Annotated in this window: 2 protein-coding genes; one reads left to right on the top strand and one right to left on the bottom strand. The window is 71.4% G+C overall.

All coding sequences use genetic code 11. From position 1 onward, the window contains the following. Nucleotides 1-60: 60 nt before the first annotated feature. Nucleotides 61-1182, bottom strand: a complete 1122-nt coding sequence (locus AB0O00_RS35910; RefSeq protein ID WP_363658901.1) for a basic secretory protein-like protein — start codon at nt 1180-1182, stop codon at nt 61-63. 395 nt (nt 1183-1577) lie between these two features. Between AB0O00_RS35910 and AB0O00_RS35905 the strand changes: the two genes are divergently transcribed. Then, on the top strand, nt 1578-2398 hold an 821-nt coding region (locus AB0O00_RS35905; protein WP_363658900.1), incomplete at its 3' end, for a serine/threonine-protein kinase.

Genomic DNA, 2398 nt, shown 5'->3' with positions numbered 1-2398 from the left:
GTCCCACCGGCCGTCCGGGTGAGCGGACGGCCGGTGGGACGGGGCCGGGCGGCACGAGGCCTACTTGGGCATCTCGTTCCAGAGCTGCTCGGGGCTCTTGCCGGTGAGCCGGGCCCAGATGCTTCCGTCGTAGTCCGTGGTGTTCAGGCGGTACGCCAGGTCGGGCTGGTTGTAGGTCTTGGAGACGTAGTCGATGAACCGGGCGGTGGCCTGGTAGCCGCTGTCGTAGTGGTCGTCCGGGCCGAAGTGCTGGGCGCCGGTGCCCGGCTGGAAGTTGTAGTCGCGCACCCAGTCCGCCAGGCCCTCGCCCAGCCACCAGTCGTGGCCCCTGGCCGGGTTGTTCCAGACCGCGACGTGCACGGCCTCGTGCACCAGGAAGCCGGTGTCGCCCTTGTTCGCCCGGGTGTAGCCGATGTTGACGTGGATCTCCATGACGCCGTTGCCGAGGTTCTTCGTGGTGTACGCGGGGTTCTTCGTCAAGGTCGGGTCCATGATGATCCGGAAGTACGTGGGCGCGGCGAACGCCCCCCTGGTGATCAGGCTGGAGATCTTCGGGTAGTAGTCCGCGACGGTCCGCTTCTGCTGCTCCAGCCACGGACCGAGGTCCGGGGCCTGCGAGTAGTCCAGGTCGATGGTCGGGCGGCCGGCGGTGGGCGGGGTGGTGGCGGTGTTCCGGTCGAGGTTCCAGGACTGCGCCAGGTCGCCGGCGTTGCAGCCGGTCACCGTGGTGCCGAGGTCGGCGCCGCGGGTGAGGCAGAGGTTGCCGTCCGAGACGCTGTGCAGCAGCCAGGCACGGCCGTTGCCCGTCGAGGTGTTCTCCAGCCACCAGCGCTGGTTGTCCGCGCCGATGTAGTTCCACGAGCCGACGGTGTTGCGGCCCCGGTCGCGGTCGACCGCGTTGTTCGTGCCGGGCACCTTGATCGACCAGGTGCCGTTGCCCTCGTCCCGGATCGTCCACGTCTGCTGGACGGACGACTCGTTCCAGTCGCGGACCACCACGTCGCCGCCGGCGTTCGGGCTGACCCACTGCAGGGCGCCGCCCGCGTAGCTGGATATCCGGTAGTCGGCGCCGCTGACCGGCAGCGACTCGGCCGCGCTCGCGGACTGGGCCCCGAGGGCCGTCCCGGACACGACGGTCGCGGCGGTCAGGACGGCGGCCGCGGCCGCACGACGGGTGATCATGTCGAAGCTCTCCTCCCGGCCGGTCCCGGTGGATCCGGCGTGTGGACATGTCACCGCTCGGCGATCTACGCGGCGTCGACGGTTCGTCAACGGACGCGTTGACGCGAGCGTCGGCCCGGGAGGCGGCGGGGGACCGCGCGGAGCGTTCACGGAACCGGCGGAGACTGCGCGGAGGAGCGTTCACGGAACCGGCGGAGATCGACGGAGAGTCGCCGCCCGAATCAGTCGAATCGTTGACGAACCGTCCGCCCCGGGGCCCGGTCCCCGGCACCCTCTGCCCTCGCGTCAAGTCGGCGTTTATAGGCTGATGAGAAGGTCTGTTTGAACGCGACCGAAGGTCCCGGCCCGGGCCCACGGCGGCGGGACGCGGATGACGTACGGGGTCGAGGAGGAACATGCGTGGCACCACGCTCGGTGACCGCTACCGGTTGGACGAGTGGCTCGGTGGCGGTTCGATGGGCGACGTCTGGCTCGCCGAGGACGAGGTCCTCGGGCGCCGGGTGGCCGTCAAGGTGCTGAAACCCGCGCTGCTGGACGAACCGGGCTTCGCGGAGCGGTTCCACGAGGAGGCCAGGGTGATGGCCCGGCTGCGCCACCCGGGCATCGTCGGCGTGCACGACTTCGGCTCCGGCCGGCTCGACGGCGGCCACTCCTGGACGACCGCCTGGGGCAGCACCGGCCGCCCGATCGCGTACCTCGTCATGGAGCTCATCGACGGCGAGCCGCTCAGCGACGTCCTCAAGCGTCGCGGCCGGCTCGACGCCCCCGAGACGCTCGGGCTCGCCCTCCAGGTCCTGGAGGCGCTCGCGGCCGCCCACGAGGCCGGCGTCGTCCACCGGGACATCAAGCCGGACAACCTGATGGTCCGCGACGAGCGGGTCGTCATCGCCGACTTCGGCATCGCCCGCCCCGGCTGCGACACCCGGCTCACCGTGCCCGGGATGGTCCTCGGCACCGCCGCCTACCAGGCGCCCGAACAGGCCTCCACGGGCGCGGTCAGCGCCGCGGCCGATCTGTACGCGCTCGGCGTCGTGCTCTACGAGTGCCTCTCCGGACAGCTGCCGTTCCACGGGGACACGGCGCTGGAGGTGATCCTCAAGCACCTGACCGCCCCCGTGCCACAGCTGCCGGCCGACGTCCCGGCGCCGGTCCGGGCCCTCGTCGAACGGGCGATGGCCAAGGACCCGGGCTCGCGCTGGCCCGACGCCGCCACCAT

The sequence above is a fragment of the Kitasatospora sp. NPDC093558 genome (genome assembly GCF_040683475.1).
Taxonomy (GTDB): Bacteria; Actinomycetota; Actinomycetes; order Streptomycetales; family Streptomycetaceae; genus Kitasatospora.
The sequence above is the reverse complement of the archived record's forward strand: the minus strand, read 5'-3'. Positions and strand labels throughout refer to the sequence as shown.